Origin of the sequence: Peribacillus simplex, from assembly GCF_001578185.1 — a bacterium.
GTDB lineage: Bacteria > Bacillota > Bacilli > Bacillales > DSM-1321 > Peribacillus > Peribacillus simplex_A.
Map to the genome: position 1 here is coordinate 2,430,660 of NZ_CP011008.1, position 16,357 is coordinate 2,447,016.

At 37.8% G+C, this 16,357-nt stretch carries 17 protein-coding genes; 15 read left to right on the plus strand and 2 right to left on the minus strand.

Annotated features, from left to right (window positions below):
- Positions 1-143 precede the first annotated feature (143 nt).
- From ltrA (UP17_RS11315) to UP17_RS11325, 3 genes are all read left to right on the plus strand, one after another.
- Positions 144-1,406: a group II intron reverse transcriptase/maturase gene (ltrA, locus tag UP17_RS11315; RefSeq protein WP_061463100.1), complete on the plus strand. Its 1,263-nt coding sequence runs from the start codon at positions 144-146 to the stop codon at positions 1,404-1,406.
- 168 nt (positions 1,407-1,574) lie between these two features.
- Positions 1,575-1,802 (plus strand): hypothetical protein, encoded by a 228-nt coding sequence (locus UP17_RS28290; protein WP_061463101.1) that lies wholly within the window; start codon positions 1,575-1,577, stop codon positions 1,800-1,802.
- Between the two features lie 87 nt (positions 1,803-1,889).
- Entirely contained in the window at positions 1,890-3,134 is a 1,245-nt protein-coding gene (locus UP17_RS11325) for a serine hydrolase domain-containing protein (protein WP_061463102.1), read from the plus strand.
- Between the two features lie 279 nt (positions 3,135-3,413).
- Here the strand turns inward: UP17_RS11325 and UP17_RS26440 are convergent.
- A protein-coding gene (locus tag UP17_RS26440) for an IS3 family transposase (RefSeq protein WP_155727194.1) occupies positions 3,414-4,744 on the minus strand; the annotation gives its coding sequence in 2 pieces (ribosomal slippage) (positions 3,414-4,357 and positions 4,357-4,744; 1,332 coding nt in all).
- A 595-nt stretch (positions 4,745-5,339) separates the two neighbouring features.
- Here UP17_RS26440 and UP17_RS11340 point away from each other — a divergent pair.
- The 12 genes from UP17_RS11340 (at position 5,340) to UP17_RS11395 (ending at position 14,674) form a co-directional block, all read left to right on the plus strand.
- On the plus strand, positions 5,340-5,801 hold the full coding sequence (locus UP17_RS11340) for a GNAT family N-acetyltransferase (protein ID WP_061463103.1): 462 nt from the start codon (positions 5,340-5,342) through the stop codon (positions 5,799-5,801).
- A gap of 96 nt (positions 5,802-5,897) precedes the next feature.
- On the plus strand, positions 5,898-6,356 hold the full coding sequence (locus tag UP17_RS11345; RefSeq protein WP_061463104.1) for a GNAT family N-acetyltransferase: 459 nt from the start codon (positions 5,898-5,900) through the stop codon (positions 6,354-6,356).
- 230 nt (positions 6,357-6,586) lie between these two features.
- Positions 6,587-6,781, plus strand: coding sequence for a hypothetical protein (locus UP17_RS11350; protein WP_061463105.1), 195 nt, complete (start codon positions 6,587-6,589; stop codon positions 6,779-6,781).
- A 407-nt stretch (positions 6,782-7,188) separates the two neighbouring features.
- Positions 7,189-7,569 carry a hypothetical protein gene (locus tag UP17_RS11355; protein ID WP_061463106.1) on the plus strand — a complete coding sequence of 127 codons (381 nt, stop codon included), beginning with the start codon at positions 7,189-7,191 and terminating at the stop codon, positions 7,567-7,569.
- Between the two features lie 586 nt (positions 7,570-8,155).
- Complete coding sequence (locus UP17_RS11360; protein WP_061463107.1) at positions 8,156-8,680, plus strand: TetR/AcrR family transcriptional regulator; 525 nt, start codon at positions 8,156-8,158, stop codon at positions 8,678-8,680.
- Between the two features lie 90 nt (positions 8,681-8,770).
- A complete protein-coding gene (locus tag UP17_RS11365; RefSeq protein WP_061463108.1) occupies positions 8,771-9,193 on the plus strand; it encodes a DUF3995 domain-containing protein in 423 nt (140 codons plus the stop codon).
- A gap of 1,404 nt (positions 9,194-10,597) precedes the next feature.
- Positions 10,598-11,860: a group II intron reverse transcriptase/maturase gene (ltrA, locus tag UP17_RS11370; protein ID WP_061461592.1), complete on the plus strand. Its 1,263-nt coding sequence runs from the start codon at positions 10,598-10,600 to the stop codon at positions 11,858-11,860.
- Positions 11,861-12,034: 174 nt separating this feature from the next.
- Positions 12,035-12,493 (plus strand): helix-turn-helix transcriptional regulator, encoded by a 459-nt coding sequence (locus UP17_RS11375; protein WP_061463109.1) that lies wholly within the window; start codon positions 12,035-12,037, stop codon positions 12,491-12,493.
- Positions 12,490-12,831 (plus strand): hypothetical protein, encoded by a 342-nt coding sequence (locus UP17_RS11380; protein ID WP_061463110.1) that lies wholly within the window; start codon positions 12,490-12,492, stop codon positions 12,829-12,831. Before UP17_RS11375 ends, UP17_RS11380 begins: the two co-directional genes overlap by 4 nt.
- A 68-nt stretch (positions 12,832-12,899) precedes the next feature.
- Positions 12,900-13,199 carry a hypothetical protein gene (locus tag UP17_RS11385; RefSeq protein ID WP_061463111.1) on the plus strand — a complete coding sequence of 100 codons (300 nt, stop codon included), beginning with the start codon at positions 12,900-12,902 and terminating at the stop codon, positions 13,197-13,199.
- Positions 13,200-13,534: 335 nt separating this feature from the next.
- Complete coding sequence (locus UP17_RS11390; protein ID WP_061463112.1) at positions 13,535-13,810, plus strand: SunI/YnzG family protein; 276 nt, start codon at positions 13,535-13,537, stop codon at positions 13,808-13,810.
- A 207-nt stretch (positions 13,811-14,017) separates the two neighbouring features.
- The gene (locus UP17_RS11395) at positions 14,018-14,674 is read left to right on the plus strand and encodes a VanZ family protein (RefSeq protein WP_061463113.1); all 657 of its coding nucleotides are present in this window, start codon (positions 14,018-14,020) and stop codon (positions 14,672-14,674) included.
- Positions 14,675-15,643: 969 nt separating this feature from the next.
- Here the strand turns inward: UP17_RS11395 and UP17_RS11400 are convergent.
- Positions 15,644-16,264, minus strand: coding sequence for a cell wall hydrolase (locus UP17_RS11400; RefSeq protein WP_250211798.1), 621 nt, complete (start codon positions 16,262-16,264; stop codon positions 15,644-15,646).
- Between the last annotated feature and the right edge of the window lie 93 nt (positions 16,265-16,357).

The following is a 16,357-nucleotide window of genomic DNA, read 5'->3' on the forward strand; positions in this document are numbered from 1 at the left end:
GCGTTCGTTATCTGTGAAGAAGCAAACAATTCCTAACGGAACTTATTTGAAGGAAGAAGTGGTGAATACACGGGGAACTTCAAAAGGGTGGAGCAGATAAAGGCACAAATAGACCATTTATCCACGTAGAAAGGATATCAACGATGTTAATGGAACAGATACTAGAGAGGGAAAACTTAATACAGGCATTGAAGCGTGTAGAAAGAAATAAGGGAAGCCATGGTGTAGATGGAATGCGGGTCCAAAACCTGAGACCGCACCTCGTAACCGAATGGTACAACATGAAAACTGCCCTTTTACAGGGTACCTATCAACCGAAGCCCGTCCGTCGTATCGAAATCCCGAAACCAAACGGCGGAGTTCGGCTTTTGGGTATTCCAACCGTTCTAGACCGTTTCATTCAACAAGCCATTGCCCAAATATTGACCAAGATATATGACTCAACCTTTTCGGAGAATAGCTATGGATTTCGCCCTAACAAACAAGGGCACCAGGCGGTTCGAAAGGCAAAGTCCTATATAACCGAAGGTTATACATGGGTAGTGGATATGGATTTGGAGAAGTTCTTCGATAAAGTGAATCATGACAAGCTCATGGGAATGTTAGAGCGGAAAATTGAAGATAAACGAGTTCTTAAACTGATTCGTAAATTCCTTCAAGCAGGCATTATGATAGGCGGACTTTTTCATAAAAGTGAGGAGGGAACTCCGCAAGGAGGTCCGTTAAGTCCTTTATTATCTAATATCATGTTAGACGATTTAGATAAAGAACTAGAGAAACGCAATCTTCGATTCGTAAGGTATGCGGATGACAGTACTATCTTTGTGAAGACACGAAAAGCCGCCAAACGTGCAATGGGAAATATCTCAAGCTTCATTGAAAGTAAACTGAAGCTAAAGGTCAACTACGAGAAGTCGAAGTATGATCGCCCTTGGAACAGAACGTTTCTCGGTTTTAGTTTCACGAAGTCAAAGAAGAACCCGAAGGTTCTACTGGCTAAACAAACGGTGAAGAGGGTAAAGAAACGAATCAGGGAAATGACCTCGAGAAAATTACCGATACCCATGGAACTCCGAATAAATAAGTTAAAGCAATACCTTAGAGGTTGGATGGGGTATTTCGCCCTCATTGATACTCCGAACGTATTGAAGAATTTAGATTCATGGATTCGAAGAAGACTCAGAATGTGCCTATGGAAGCAATGGAAATTACCAAGAACGAGGGTGAGGAAACTCAAAGGATTAGGCGTCCCATTTGGAAAAGCATATGAATGGGGAAATAGCAGAAAGGGTTATTGGCGCATAGCGCATAGTCCTATTCTAGACAAAACCCTTAATAATGTTTATTGGCTCCATCATGGGTTAGTAAATCTATATGAACGATATACAAAACTACGTCAGACTTAAACTGAACCGCCGTATACCGAACGGTACGTACGGTGGTGTGAGAGGTCGGAGGCTAGGCGCCTCCTCCTACTCGATTTTATGGAACTATCGGGGCAGGATAGTTGAAGAAGGAATTTGTATTTACTTCTAGAATATACATAATTAGGGAATGTGAAGATGGGAGCTTAAATGGATAAGGGCAGTATTTTCGCCCTTCTCGGTTCCAATGGGGCGGGCAAGACAACGGTTGTCAAAGAAGATTACTTACGGAATAATGGTGACTTTGAATTTGATGAAACCAAGAATAAACGTCCGATGAACATATGGCTCTATGCTAAGTGCAGGACATTTCTCGATTCTGATCACCCAGAACAGGATGTGAGTCATCTTTTGATTGCCAATATTCAGTCTCTTTGATGCATCGAACACGCTTTCAAGCATTGATAACAAAAGAGAATTTGTAGAACAATAGGGCTGATAAAAAAGTAAAGAGAGGGAAACCAAATGAAAAAGATTACAACGGGACAAAGCAACACTGGCTTATCCGAAACAGGGCTACGCAGAATGCGCGACGTGCTGGCACGGCATGTCGAGTCCGGGAAGATTCCTGGGCTCGTCGCCCTGGTCAGCCAGTACGGTGAGACGCACGTCGAAGCGATCGCCACGATGCGCCATGACGGTGGCGCGCCGATGCGCCGGGACACGATCTTCCGGTTGGCGTCCACTTCCAAGCCGCTCGCGGTCGCGTCGGTGATGATCCTGCTCGACGAGTGCAAGCTGCATCTGGACGACCCAGTAGATACGTGGCTGCCCGAACTCGCCGACCGGCAGGTGCTGAAACGGGCCGACGGCCCGCTGGACGACACCGTGCGGGCACGGCGGCCGATCACCGTACGGGACTTGTTGACCTCCACGTTCGGGCTCGGAGTGGATATTACGTTGATGGGCTCCCCGATCCAGAACGCGATCTTCGAGAGTGGGATATACGACACGCCAGGGGCGGAGTTGCCCGAGCCGGGTGAGTGGATGCGCCGCCTGGGCACACTCCCGCTGAGCTACCAGCCCGGAGAGCGGTGGCAATACCACATCAGCAACGAAGTGCTCGGCGTGCTCGTCGCCAGAGTCACGGGTCAGACGTTCGAGACGTTCCTGCGCGAACGCATCCTCGATCCGCTGGGGATGAAGGACACTGGTTTCTACGTGCCCACCAACAAGATTGACCGGCTGCCGCCCGCCTTCAACCCCGATCCGCAGACCGGAGAGTTCATCGTGTGGGACGAGGCCGCAGGCGGACGCTACAGCCGACCTCCAGCGTTCCAAGCAGGTGGCGGTGGGCTGCTCTCAACCGTCGACGACTATCACGCGTATTTACGGATGCTGCTGAACCAAGGGATGCACGGGACCGAACGGATCCTGTCCCGGCCCGCCGTCCAGCTGATGACCACCAACCGCCTCACGCCCGAGCAACAAGCCGCCCGAGACGCCCTGGCCAAAAACAACGTCCATTTGTCGCACGGCCAAGGGCAGCACGGCGGCTGGGGCTTCGGGATGGCGGTGCGCACCTACCGTGGTGACTACGCGTCCATCGGCCAGTTCGGCTGGGACGGTGGAAGCGGCACCACGACGTACGCCGACCCGGACAAACAGCTCACCGGAATCCTGCTCACCCAGGTCGGGATGTCCACCCCGGATTCAGCGCGGCTTATCCACGACTTCTGGACCATGGTCTACCAGGCAATCGAAGACTGACACCGGGCCCGCGCCTGGTACGCCCGCCCTCAACCCACGACACCCAACGGTCAGCCCCCTGGAGGCCGATTGGAAGCAAAAGTTGCCTTTAAAACATGCTCTTTCTATTTATTCATTTATCAAGGTTTCTTGGATTAATTTGATCAAACTTTGTTTCAAATTTACATTAGTTAAGAAGGTTAGACCTAAATTTTGATTTACCTTTATAAAACAAAAAAGCCCCTCTCGATTATGAACTGTGCCCTTCAAAATGGACAGTCTTAAAAAAAGACCTATAAATTAAGCAGCTAATAGTTGACTCCCGTATTGTGCGGGAGTCATTCTATTTAGGCTCCATTGGTAACGATTTGTATTGTAATCTTCCATATATTCTTCAATTAATTGGTGTAACTCATCAAAAGTTTGACACTCCAAATAATCCACTTCATCTTTAAAATGGCCAAAGAATGATTCCATAGGGGCATTGTCCCAACAGTTTCCCTTTCGGGACATGGATTGTTTCAGCCCTAGTTCTTTCACTCGGCGCTGGAACTCAGGGTGTGTATAATGAACGCCTTGGTCTGAATGAATGATCGCTTCAGGATGAATCAGATCATTTAGGGAATCAGAGAGCTTCTCCAATGTGTGATAGACAATCCCCATCTTGAGACTTCTAGATAAGTGAAAAGCGATGATTTCTCGTGTAACAGCATCTTTGACACAAGAAAGATAAGCTGGTTGTCCAGAACCATAATAAACGTAAGTAATATCTGTAAGGAGAATTTTCCTCGGTTCTCCTTGGTTAAAATTCCTGTTTAAGTGGTTTGGAACGGCCTTATGCTCATGAGTGGCTTTCGCTAATTTCTTATAAGGTTTCGCTTGACGAATTATGGCTTTAAGATTGAATTTATGCATAAGCCTTCGAATCTTTTTATGGTTCATCGTGACAAAATACTTATTCTCTAAAATCATTTTGATGGTGAGGGCACCTGCTTTTTTCTTCTTGGCCTCAAATACTTCCTTAATAAGTTCATAATCCTGCGAATCTTTCTTCTCGTGAGTCAATCGAATCCTTTCAGCATGTATCCAAGCATAATATCCACTACGACTGACTTCGGCCATTTCACAAAAATAACGGACCATATTGGTAAGATTATATTGGCGAATGATTTGTTCAATTAACGTGAATTTTTCACTCGTTGTCATTTTCTCTTCTTCGAAGCCTGCCTTTCGAGTTCGTCTAACTTTTTTAGAAATTCAAGTTCAGCCTCTAAATATTTAATACGAGCTTCAGCCTTTTTTAACTGATCTTCCTGCGAATACTCCTTGGATTTTGGTCTTCCTGGACTTCCTTTCCCACGTCGCTCTGTATAGAAGCCATCCTCGCCATATTGTTCAAACGTTTTTCTCCAACGTTTTAAGCAGCCTTTTGGTTTATCCGATCCAATCATCTCTAACTCAAAGCCATGTTCAATAAAGATTTGGGTAGGTGATTTACCAGCTTGATTCTCTTTAATAGCCTTTACCTTAAAGTCTGGATGATAAGCAATCGAACGATCTGAAACCTGTTTCACATGTGGATTATTCTCTAATTCCTTTATTTGAAATTCATTAAAATAAATCTTACTCATTTTGATTTCCTCCGCCCTATATCTGAAATGATTATAAACGGGGTTCTAGAAAAAGGACATAGAAAACCCCGAATAAGGGACTTTTTTTACTGTGTCCATAATTCGGGGTATAGTTCAATAATGAGAAGGGCCTTTTAAGTTGGAATAGTGGAGTAGCTGGTTAATATTATTGTCTTCCAACAAAATACATTTTATACCAATTTAATAAATAAAACCTCTCTATAAGAGGGCTTACCACTCAACCCCATTTCTTTGTAAATTGTTTGCATCCATTTTGGAATAATAAAAGGAAAATCAGCTTATGTTGGAGGGTTCTTGGTTGCTACTGGAACCATCATGCTGTGGCTTTGAAATAAAGTCACGATGTTTGTAAAAAAGATGGGATGTTTAAAATAAAGTCGCGACGTTTATAAGGACAATTTTCTGAAAAAACAGGTGCGTTAGCTTAAGATAAAAACTGTCCTTTAAAGCAGTTTTTTCTTTATGGAACTATAGGGGCAGGATAGTTCTATAAGGAAAATATTAAAAATTTCCCTCAAATTACATAAAAAGGTACAATTATTTAAAATAGTGAAAGATAGATGAGGGATTTGTTATGAAAATTAGTCAAACCAGGAATTTTAAATCGGTCGCTAAATTAAATAAATATGTACACGATTTACATTCAAATTTATACCCTAAATACTTTAAGGAATATAACTATGAGAATGTGAAGGAAGTCTTCAAAAGTCTGATTAATAACGAAAGTTTCATTTTCCTTTTGTTAGAAGATAATGAAGAAGCACTTGGCTATGCTTGGATAGAGATAAGAGAATATCCGGAAAATGCATTTAAAAAAGGATATAAGTCCGTTTATGTACATCAGATTAGCATAGTGGATACAAAGAGGAATAAGGGTTATGGTTCAAGTCTTATGGAATGTATATATGAAATTGCGAACGATCGAGGAATAGATTTAATAGAATTAGATTATTGGTTTGAGAACAGTGTTGCAAAGGACTTTTATAAAAAGCAAAATTTTATAAAGTACAGAGAGTTTGTTTATAAACAGTTGTAGTTTCTTGTTTAAACTACGGGGCAGTTCAATTGAACAAAAAATATAAGATTAAATAGTAATTATCATAAAAATTTGAATAAAGGATGTGCATCACAGATGGAAATTACCATCAAAAGAACAAGTTTAACTGAAGTAGATATGTTGTTGTCTATTCAGAAAAAGGCTTTTGCAGAAGACTATAAGTTATACCAAGACCACGATACAACTCCTGTAAATGAGACACCTGAGAAATTAATCGAAAATATAGAACACTCTATTCATTACACAATATGGTCAAATAACAACATTATCGGTGGAATAGATCTCCGTAAAAAAGAAAATATACTGTTATTAGACAAACTATTCATAGCAAACGAATATCAAAATAAAGGTCTAGGAACAAAGATAATGAAATTAATTGAGGCTGAATTTCCATTGATAAAAATTTGGCGTTTATATACTCCATATTTAAACAAAAGAAATCAATATTTTTATGAGAAATTTGGCTATGAAAAAATAGGAGAAGTTCAGCTAACTGAAAAGCTTTTGTTATTTAAGTATGAAAAATGTATTTAATATAAGGAGAATTTAAAGTACATAAAAGGAACACAAGATGAGTTTCTTGTTGAACTAACGGGTGCGTTAGCGTCATAAGAAGGCAGCCAATTGGCGGCCTATGAATGTGAAATAATTGATTATTACCATTATCATACTTTCGAATTCAAGTAACTCCCAATTAACCGGACATTTTAATTGAAGAAGATACTGTATAATATTGATATATTTAATATTTTTGGAGGTCTAAAATGATTAACGGTGGAGATGGATTATTTGCTCTTGTAGCTTTTTTACCTATTATTTTTTATTTAGTTCTTACTGTTTTTGCTATTTATTTTGTAATTAAGGTAATAAAGTTCATGAATGAAAAAATAAAATTAGACAAAGAAAAAAATGAGAAACTTGATGAATTAATTAAGGTCAATCAAAGTAAAAAAGATTAAATGATTTTATATTAATTAACAAATCGGCGCTTTTCTTTAATAAGAAGGCGTCTTTTTGTATTGCACCATATTATAGAACAACACATTTTAGGGTTTGGATTATGTTAAAGCTTAGATGAGATTGTGAAGGTTTCTACTTAAACTATAGGGTCCGTTAGTTGAGATCCGAGGCTGCCATTTGGTGGCCTTTTTGCTTAATGAACTATAGGGGCAGGTTAGTTCAACAAATAATTGAATTTTTAACTGCTCCTATTTCTGATATGAATGGTTATGTAAACCTCAAACCTCACATGAATACGATATTCATACATCATTAACATCAAAAGGATATGAAAACGCCTCTTCCGATTCAATTCTAAAAAGGAAGTACCTGAAATATAAATATAATCGAAAGGAGTGAGACAACAATGGAAGCAAGTACCTTTTTAGGACTGTTTTGGGGATGGACGACGGTTATCATATCGGGAATACTTTTCGTACGTCCATCGGTACTACGTGAACTGAAAAAACTAGTGGTCGAGGACAGAGGATTTGGGATTATGTATGGCTTTCTATCAATTTTCCTAGGGTTAGGTACTGTTATCCTGCATAATGTATGGGCACTTAACTGGCAAGGATTCATTACACTGATTGCATGGCTCGCACTATTAAAGGGAATTTATGTAATTGCATATCCTGAACCATCTAAGAAAACCAACTTTGAAGTACGGATACTATCTACGCGTATAACACTCGCTATCCTTGGTGTTTTAGCTTTATGGATGCTTGTAGTAATTTATATGAAATAATCTGTAATTTGAAATAGCGACAAATCGAAAATTATGTTAACCACCCTTGTTTAAGGGAGGTTTTATGGTTTATCTTGTTGAACTACCATGAAAATAAGTTTCTTTAAAAATTAAAAATGACAAATCTTAAGACGACCCTACTCAATCGTTTAAAAAAAGAGGAGAGCGTTAATTAATTAGACTATGGATTAGGGTTGACTGGATTAAGGTCAGTATCAGTATTGAAACTTCCTAACCATTTTCATTCTTTGTGGTGAATCGCCGATTTTTGCGATTCATGGATGGCTAACGAGTGCGTTAGTTGCGTAAGGAACACAACAATGATCAATCTTTTTTATAAGATAATCCAATTAATTAGTATAAAGGTATGTTTTGATCAATCTTTTTTCAAAACATGCCCTTTCTATTTATTCATTTATCAGGGTTTCTTGTATTAATTTGATCAAACTTTGTTTCAAAGCTACAATTACGATCAACAACAACATTAAAGTTCATAAAAATAATTAGAATGAATAATTGACAAAAAATGAGAATAGTAGTAATCTAACGAAAAACATACGCTACCGTATTTTACTGGAGAGATGACATGCAATTAACGAGGGAAGATTGGATAAAAGCAGGATTACAACAATTAGCTGATGAAGGAATACATAAAGTTCGCATTGAAGCACTTGCTCGATTGCTAAAAATAAGCAAAGGGAGCTTCTATCACTATTTTCGTGACCATCAAGAGCTTTTAGATTCTATGCTCGACTATTGGGAAATACATGCAACAAAACTGATTGTTCAAAGTATGGAGCAACAGGATGCCTCATTAGAACAGCTATTACAGATTAGTTTTAATCGAGATAAAAAAATGGAGATTGGCATTTATACTTGGGCTAAATATGATCCTGTTGTGGCAGCACGTTTAGTAGATATGGAAGAACAAAGAATTTCTTGTGTTGCAAAATTGTATCAAAAAATCGGTATAGACGAAAATGAATCAATTGATCGAGCGAGACTTGCCTATTTAACGTATGTAGGTTGGATGACAAGGTTTGAAGCAAATCCTAATTTTGATATTGATAAAATGGTTGAGCTTTTAATAAACGATAATAAATGTCCCTAATATGGTTATAAAACCTGAAGGGACAAAATTTTCACTATAACATACGGTGGTGTATGTTTTGTTTGAAGTTACGACATTGGGGGCGAATAAATGAAATTACTATTAATATTAGTAGCTGTAGGGCTTCTTTGGTTTATCAGTTTTTTGCATATTTATTGGGCTTTTGGAGGTCGATGGGGTTCTGCCGCTGTTCTCCCAGTAAAAGAGGGAGAGCATAAACCTGCTTTTACTCCGAGATTATGGGGAACATTATTCGTAGCCATTCTTATTCTAATGGCTAGTTTCATTATTGTTGTTCAAGGAGGTTATTTGCAGGGGTTCCAAGCAAATAGTTTTTCTAAAATCGGAAGTATTGTTTGTGCTTTAGTTTTCATTATTAGGGCAATTGGTGATTTTAAGTTTGTTGGATTTTTTAAAAAAATTAAACATTCTCAGTTTGCTAGATACGATACTTGGTTCTATAGTCCATTATGTTTATTCTTTTGCTTTGTCTATATCATTCTATTGTTTTAATATGAGTTATAGTTGTCGAGAATAAACTCTGATACTTTGAAAGTGATTGAACTTTTTTATAAAGACCAAACTTAAATATACTGAATAAGAATCTATTTTGATCGATCTTTTTTCAAAATAGATTCTTTTTATTTATCGTAAAATTTGGGTTTTCGAGATATATTTGATTAACCTTTATTTAAAAGCTACTTACGGAATAGCGAAATTTTACAATATGAAAGTTGGAAGATTTGTTGTAGATATTCGTGATAATTTTACAGGGCAATGGGTAGAAGGAAAAAACAACACTTATAGGGGTATCGTCAGGGTAGAGTCAGGAAAATGCGCATTTACAACGCATTTTGATACAAGTCTTATTAGACATTATAAAGCCTAATTTAGAGGTACTTTGAATGTTTCTCAATAGTTTTTACTCTATTGAGATTGTGAAAGTTTCTACTTAAACTAAAGGGGCAGGATAGTTGAAGATGAATGTTACAATAAAAGAAAAATGAAGCAAGGTGATATTATGATTGGAACGTTTTTTAGTTTTTTTGTTATCTTTTTTATTATTGCAAGACTTGTTAGCCTAATGGGTAAGATTAGCTGGATGCCACTGATAAGAACAACTACGAGACAAGATGCAATATTAGCAATAATCTTTTCATTCATTGTTGCTGTTTCAACCCTTAATGGATAAAACACTATTTAGAACTTGTAAAATATCATGTGCGTTAGTTTAAGATCGGGACTGTCTTTAAGGCAGTTTTTTTCTTTATGCAACTATCGGGGCATGTTAGTTCAACAAGCGTTAATTAAGAAACATTCTCATTTCAAATTTATTATTTAGAGCAAGGTTATTCCTTGCTTTTTTCGTGCGCCCGGCATGGGTGCAATCTATAGGGTGGAAGTCCCGAATCATGAAGGCAGTAGTAGTGGTTAGCTTAATGCAAGGGTGTCCACGGTGACGTGGAATCTGAAGGAAGCAAGCGGCAAACCTCCGGTCTGAGGAACACGAACTTCATATAAGGCTAGGTATCATTGGATGAGTTTGCGAAACAAAACAAAGTCCTTACTGCCGAAGGTGGTACAGAGTAAATGAAGCAGATAGATGGAGGGAAAGATTGCACTCTTACCCGGGGAGGTCTGATGACAGCCAAGTACACTTGGTAACCTTTCCAGTGATGGACAGCTGAATCATCAGAAGTCAGCAGAGGTCATAGTACTTGTCTACTCGAGAAGACAAGGAAGGACCGAACAGATTAAGGAGGATGAATACTAGGCGTTCGTTATCTGTGAAGAAGCAAACAATTCCTAACGGAACTTATTTGAAGGAAGAAGTGGTGAATACACGGGGAACTTCAAAAGGGTGGAGCAGATAAAGGCACAAATAGACCATTTATCCACGTAGAAAGGATATCAACGATGTTAATGGAACAGATACTAGAGAGGGAAAACTTAATACAGGCATTGAAGCGTGTAGAAAGAAATAAGGGAAGCCATGGTGTAGATGGAATGCGGGTCCAAAACCTGAGACCGCACCTCGTAACCGAATGGTACAACATGAAAACTGCCCTTTTACAGGGTACCTATCAACCGAAGCCCGTCCGTCGTATCGAAATCCCGAAACCAAACGGCGGAGTTCGGCTTTTGGGTATTCCAACCGTTCTAGACCGTTTCATTCAACAAGCCATTGCCCAAATATTGACCAAGATATATGACTCAACCTTTTCGGAGAATAGCTATGGATTTCGCCCTAACAAACAAGGGCACCAGGCGGTTCGAAAGGCAAAGTCCTATATAACCGAAGGTTATACATGGGTAGTGGATATGGATTTGGAGAAGTTCTTCGATAAAGTGAATCATGACAAGCTCATGGGAATGTTAGAGCGGAAAATTGAAGATAAACGAGTTCTTAAACTGATTCGTAAATTCCTTCAAGCAGGCATTATGATAGGCGGACTTTTTCATAAAAGTGAGGAGGGAACTCCGCAAGGAGGTCCGTTAAGTCCTTTATTATCTAATATCATGTTAGACGATTTAGATAAAGAACTAGAGAAACGCAATCTTCGATTCGTAAGGTATGCGGATGACAGTACTATCTTTGTGAAGACACGAAAAGCCGCCAAACGTGCAATGGGAAATATCTCAAGCTTCATTGAAAATAAACTGAAGCTAAAGGTCAACTACGAGAAGTCGAAGTATGATCGCCCTTGGAACAGAACGTTTCTCGGTTTTAGTTTCACGAAGTCAAAGAAGAACCCGAAGGTTCTACTGGCTAAACAAACGGTGAAGAGGGTAAAGAAACGAATCAGGGAAATGACCTCGAGAAAATTACCGATACCCATGGAACTCCGAATAAATAAGTTAAAGCAATACCTTAGAGGTTGGATGGGGTATTTCGCCCTCATTGATACTCCGAACGTATTGAAGAATTTAGATTCATGGATTCGAAGAAGACTCAGAATGTGCCTATGGAAGCAATGGAAATTACCAAGAACGAGGGTGAGGAAACTCAAAGGATTAGGCGTCCCATTTGGAAAAGCATATGAATGGGGAAATAGCAGAAAGGGTTATTGGCGCATAGCGCATAGTCCTATTCTAGACAAAACCCTTAATAATGTTTATTGGCTCCATCATGGGTTAGTAAATCTATATGAACGATATACAAAACTACGTCAGACTTAAACTGAACCGCCGTATACCGAACGGTACGTACGGTGGTGTGAGAGGTCGGAGGCTAGGCGCCTCCTCCTACTCGATTTTGTGTTTTAAAGTTGCTTTTTATTCAAAAAGGGTATTTTTCGTTGAAAAATAATAATTTTAGTGTAAAATTACACTAAAAGGGAGTATTTAGTATATATGGAAAAAGAAGAATTCATCAATTTAATATCAGAAAAAATGAAACTTGTCCGAACAGAACAAAGTTTTTCTCAAGATAAGATGTCTGAAATTCTAGGGATTTCAAAAAAAACACTAGTTCAAATTGAAAAAAGAAGAACAGAAGCCAATTGGACCACCGTTGTTGCATTTTGTGCTTTGTTTAATCATAGCCAATTGTTGATATCAACAATTGGTGACAATCCAGTTGATTTTGTTCAGTTAATTGCAAGAAAAAATGGTGGTACACCTAAAGAAAAAACAATGGGTGGTAAGATATGGTGGAAAGAAATCGAGTATAGGGGGGATTTTCGTTTGCAACAAAATTTGATTAGTAACCATTACCGTATATTGGATCAATATGATTATCGTTGGCATAGTTCTTTTGATAAAGAAGAGAGTTTAAGTCGTTTATATGAATTACAGGAGGTGGGGAAATGAGTACGGTAAGTCTTCCAGGGTGGTTTTGGATAATATATTACTTATTTTTGTTTATTACATTAGGAGCATTAATATTTAGTCTTATTCGAAAAAGGAATATAGGAATGTCCTTTATTTCCATAATTTTTGTGATTACTGTTCCGATAATGAGTTTGTTAAATAGTATTGGAAGAGGAGAAGGACTAAATGAGTTTGAGCATTTATTTAGTCAATTACAACAAGGTGCGATTTGGTCTCTTTATGTAGTTGTGGGTTATTTATTTTTATTGGTTTGGTGGCTTGTTTTCTTATTTTCAAACAAAATTATAAAGACAAAAGGAAAAAACTTATTCAAGTAACGGGCAGGATTGTTTAATAAGGGATTAATATTTTGATAATTCATTTTAGAAATGCAGGGGATTGAAATATGAAAGATAAAAAGTATTCTTGGATAAGCTTTACTTCATTTGGATTAGGAGTATTCGTGATTTTACATCCCATTTTAGCCAATATATATCCAAAATTCTTTATGGTAACGCAATATATTGGTATCGGATTAACGCAATATATTGGCATCATATTAACGATTATTTTGAGTGTTATAGCTTTACTTAAAAAGAATGAGAAGAAACCTTTAGCAATAATAGGTTTAATTATGGGAATCATTATGATGATATTTGCAGGCATCCTCTTATATATATCCTTTAATAAATATAGCCCTTATTAACTTTGCCTTTGTTTTCTTTCGCAATCGGGGGCGATTGAAGAAAAGTGCACTCTCTCTCCTGGGCAGGGTAGCAAAAAGAACATTCAGGAAATATGAAACCGTTTTTGAAAATTGCCGTATTACAAGATTTAATCACCTAACAGGTGCTTTATAGGGGTTGCTGCGGCAGCTCTTTTTCTTATGGCACTAACGGGGCAGGATAGTTCTATAAGCTTAGTGTATTTTGTACAATTCACTAAATTTACTGTTAAAAACCAAAAATATACTTTTATGATATTTTTTATGATAATTTGAACTTTATGTTAAAATTAGGATTACATAAAGGGGGTATTTTCATGTTAGGAATAAATATTGATAAAATAGATGAGAATCTAATTATTAAATGGCAACTATCTACAGTAACAATACCTGTATCCGAAATTGTCTCTATAACAAGAGATGGAACATATGCTGGTGAAGAAAAAAGTGCAATTAGAATAGGTACTCCTTATGCTACTACTGATAGAATCGTAATTAAGACTACAAAAGAAGAATATATATTGTTTACCACAAATGTCACCTCAATAGAGAACAAACTAACATCGTATTTAAAAGAAAGAATATCCAACTAACGCTGCCATTATGGCAGCCTTTTTAATTTCACAGGTTGTGTCAACTCTTCAAGCCTTATAGAACTAAAGGGACAGGATAGTTCATTAAGAAACGCAATAAAATCTTGGTTTTATTGGTGATAATAAACGAACTGAATTAAATTCCAACAAAGGTATATTTTATGGTAAAATAAGGGTTTGTTTGAGCTGGAAGGAAGGGTTGATGGAGTGTATTTGATTAATGGTAGTTTACTTATTGGAATTGGAGTTATATGTTATTTGGCTGGAAGAGGTATTTTAATAGGGTTTAAATTAAAAAAACAAAAACAAGTATATTGGTTAAGGGAAGTTATTAATTTTCTTTTTGTTTTATACATACTTATGGTTGTTTCCGTTACACTGTTTCCGTTAGCTTTATGGATTGATTTTAATATGCAAAATATTAAGTTTGGCTTAAATCTCATTCCATTTGTTGGAATTATAAACGATATTAAACAAATAGGTATTGCATATGATGGTGATACCGTGTTTATGATTAGTCTAATTATTAGAAATGTGGGTGGAAATATATTATTATTGATGCCTTTGGGTGTATTATCACCGATAATATGGAATAAATTTAAGGGTTTTAAAAATATTGTACTATTCGGATTTGTTATATCAATTAGTATAGAATCTATACAATTTATTGAACTAATAGCAGGTGGTCGGGGAAGAACAGTTGATATTGATGACGTAATTTGTAATGTATTAGGTGTTATTCTTGGATACTTCATTTATAAATTTACGCTTAAAATAGCCGATAAATTTCAGATCGAAATATTACAAAATTTAAACTCTGGGAATTCAAGTTTGTTTGATAACGATAAAGGAACTAAAATATAAATTTTTTTTAACAAACAGGTGCTTTAGCTGACGATCAGAGTTGTCTTTAAGGCAGCTGTTTCTTATGGCACAAACGGGCCAGGATAGCAAGATTGTGAATGATTGTACTTAAACTAACGGGTGCGTGTGCGGCCGAGCCTAGGTCGTATCATATAGCGGGTGGGATTCCCGTCGAGTAAGAACTAGCCATTCGCTCGTAGCGAGTCTTGGAGGGCTAAAGGTAACTTTAGTCTTTAAGCGTAGACAGTTAGGTGGCGGGCCGAAAGCCAAATGGTTGAAGGGATTGAGCTCCATAAAGTTAGTAAATCGAGAGGGCTGATGCTTTACGCACAGCAGAAAGCTACATTTTATCCTTCGTTAAGGGCAAGATGGATAAAACCTCTCTGGAGTCAGAGACCTTGGCACGTTACACATCGATATGATACGGCAACTCGGGAGACCCTATCGGTCTTTTCTTATTAGAAGAGTATGGTGTACAAGCGATAAAAAGCAAGGAAACCAAATGCTGTGTAGGGAGTCGGATAGCAGCGTAGTACCAATGAAGTTGGGTAATGCCGATGGAGGAAAGGCTAGCTACCAGTTATCACCCTTACTAGGGAAACATTTACTACACTCAGAGGTAGGGATAAATGGAAACAAAACTACTAAGGATAGCAGAATTAGCAAAATCTGAATCTGAGAGATTAGCTACATTTTGTGAATGGTAACTAGGAGGAGCCGTGTGCGTGAATAGCGCAAGCACGGTTCTGTGAGGGGGGCAGGAACACAATCTACCGTAAGGTAGAGAGGTTCCCTTCTACTCGACTAGCTGAAGATCGGAGCTGTCTTTAAGGCAGTTTTTTCTTATGGGGGTGCCGCCAAAAAGGTCGGGCAAATACTGCCCGACCTTTCAACTATACCCCACGATATAGTTAATGGGATATTTATAATACGAAACTATAAAAATATCATTCCTCAATATGTATAGTTTTACTTTGCAAATAAGTGGTTGCCTATTCTAATGACTGTTTCCCTTGTGAAAATCCATTCATCTGTTGCCGAGAACGGATTATAATAATAAACAGAACCATGAGTAGGATCCCAACCTTGTAATGCATCAATAACAGCTCGATATGAATAGCTATTTGGGGTCAAATAATATTGCCCATCATGTACAGCTGTAAAAGCATTTGTCTGGAAAATAACATCGTAAGTATTTTTAGGAAAACCTGGCGTTGACATTCGGTTCAAAATTACTGCAGCGACAGCTACTTTTCCTTCATAAGTTTCTCCTCGAGCTTCTCCATAAACAACCCTGGCCATCATTTCAATACTATTTAATTTTTGTTGTGTTTGGAATCCAAAAACTCCATCTGGTAATATTCCAGAATCTAGTTGAAGTTGTTTAACTGCATGATCAGTAATTGCACCATAATACCCTGTTGGTTGCCTATTAAAGTAACCCATTTTCTTTAAATTTTCTTGTAAGTCATAAACTGCTTGTCCTTGACTTCCATTGTGTAAAATTTCTTGAGCAAAGATTGAATTTGGTATAAAAAACATGAAACAAATAAAAACAACAAACGACATTTTTTTAACAGTTAACTTCAAATAATACCACATCCTTCGATTCATTTTCCTACTATTCTACTTTATCATACAAGAAAAATAGATTTATCTTACATTATTCCTATTTTAAACCAA

Bases quoted from the DNA above. Each gene is read 5' to 3' on its own strand.
- ltrA (WP_061463100.1), top strand. From the start codon at position 144: ATGTTAATGGAACAGATACTAGAGAGGGAAAACTTAATACAGGCATTG.
- UP17_RS28290 (WP_061463101.1), top strand. From the start codon at position 1,575: ATGGATAAGGGCAGTATTTTCGCCCTTCTCGGTTCCAATGGGGCGGGC.
- UP17_RS11325 (WP_061463102.1), top strand. From the start codon at position 1,890: ATGAAAAAGATTACAACGGGACAAAGCAACACTGGCTTATCCGAAACA.
- UP17_RS11340 (WP_061463103.1), top strand. From the start codon at position 5,340: ATGAAAATTAGTCAAACCAGGAATTTTAAATCGGTCGCTAAATTAAAT.
- UP17_RS11345 (WP_061463104.1), top strand. From the start codon at position 5,898: ATGGAAATTACCATCAAAAGAACAAGTTTAACTGAAGTAGATATGTTG.
- UP17_RS11350 (WP_061463105.1), top strand. From the start codon at position 6,587: ATGATTAACGGTGGAGATGGATTATTTGCTCTTGTAGCTTTTTTACCT.
- UP17_RS11355 (WP_061463106.1), top strand. From the start codon at position 7,189: ATGGAAGCAAGTACCTTTTTAGGACTGTTTTGGGGATGGACGACGGTT.
- UP17_RS11360 (WP_061463107.1), top strand. From the start codon at position 8,156: ATGCAATTAACGAGGGAAGATTGGATAAAAGCAGGATTACAACAATTA.
- UP17_RS11365 (WP_061463108.1), top strand. From the start codon at position 8,771: ATGAAATTACTATTAATATTAGTAGCTGTAGGGCTTCTTTGGTTTATC.
- ltrA (WP_061461592.1), top strand. From the start codon at position 10,598: ATGTTAATGGAACAGATACTAGAGAGGGAAAACTTAATACAGGCATTG.
- UP17_RS11375 (WP_061463109.1), top strand. From the start codon at position 12,035: ATGGAAAAAGAAGAATTCATCAATTTAATATCAGAAAAAATGAAACTT.
- UP17_RS11380 (WP_061463110.1), top strand. From the start codon at position 12,490: ATGAGTACGGTAAGTCTTCCAGGGTGGTTTTGGATAATATATTACTTA.
- UP17_RS11385 (WP_061463111.1), top strand. From the start codon at position 12,900: ATGAAAGATAAAAAGTATTCTTGGATAAGCTTTACTTCATTTGGATTA.
- UP17_RS11390 (WP_061463112.1), top strand. From the start codon at position 13,535: ATGTTAGGAATAAATATTGATAAAATAGATGAGAATCTAATTATTAAA.